Source organism: Streptomyces sp. YS-3 (assembly GCF_045257485.1).
In the GTDB taxonomy this organism is placed as follows: Bacteria; Actinomycetota; Actinomycetes; order Streptomycetales; family Streptomycetaceae; genus Streptomyces.
The window spans coordinates 1-1089 of record NZ_JBJHPC010001058.1 but is presented as its reverse complement, the minus strand read 5'-3'; the positions used below and the strand labels follow the sequence as shown (position 1 = coordinate 1089).

Here is a 1089-nt window from a genome sequence, read left to right as displayed (position 1 = left end):
CCCTGGCCCGCAACTCCTCGCCCCCGGCGACCTCCTCCGGGGCCCGCACCACCGCCCCGTCCGCCCGCTGGAGCACCGCGTACCCCCGCTCCAGCGTCGCCGCCGGCGACAGTGCGACCACGCGCGCGCGGGTGTGGGCGAGCTCGGAGTCGGCACGGTCCAGCAGATGGCCCAGGACCCGGCGCGAGCGGTTCACCAGCGCGTCCACCTCGTCCGCCCTGTCCTCCACCATCCGGTGCGGCCGTTCCATCCAGGGGCGGCCCAGCATCCCGGCCAGCCCCCGCTCCTCGCGGTCGAGGAGGCCGACGACATGGCGGCGCGCCCGGTCCCGCAGCATCCTCACCCGGTCCAGCTCCTCCCCGACGTCGGGGACGACCTTCTTCGCCGCGTCCGTCGGGGTCGACGCCCGCAGATCGGCCACCAGGTCGAGCAGCGGCGAGTCCGGCTCGTGCCCGATCGCCGAGACCACCGGCGTCCGGCAGGCGGCCACCGTCCGTACCAACTGCTCGTCGGAGAACGGCAGCAGGTCCTCGACGCTGCCGCCGCCCCGCGCCACGATGATCACGTCGACCTCGGCGAGCGCGTCCAGCTCCCGCACCGCCTGGACGACCTGCGGCACCGCGTGCACCCCCTGCACCGCCACGTTGCGCACCTCGAAGCGGACCGCGGGCCAGCGCCGGCGCGCGTTCTCCAGCACGTCCCGCTCGGCCGCCGAGGCGCGACCGACCACCAGCCCCACCAGCTGCGGCAGGAACGGCAGCGGTCGCTTGCGGTCGAGCGCGAACAGCCCCTCCGCCGCGAGCGACTTCTTCAACTGCTCCAGACGGGCGAGCAGCTCGCCGATGCCGACGGGCCGTATCTCCGCGGCCCGCAGCGACAGCTGGCCCCTCGGCGCGTACCACTCCGGCTTCGCGTGGACCACGACCCGGGCGCCCTCGGCGACCACGTCCGCCACCGCGTCGAACACCTGCCGGTAGCAGGTGACCGACACCGAGATGTCGTGCGACGGGTCGCGCAGGGTCAGGAACACCACCCCCGCGCCCGGCCGCCGCGAGAGCTGGGTGATCTGCCCCTCGACCCACACCGCCC

General features: G+C 75.2%; 1 protein-coding gene. It reads right to left on the bottom strand.

Annotated features, from left to right (window positions below; all coding sequences use genetic code 11):
* The coding region (gene xseA, locus ACJA3G_RS37450; protein ID WP_406557464.1) for an exodeoxyribonuclease VII large subunit at positions 1-1089 on the bottom strand (1089 nt) is incomplete at both ends.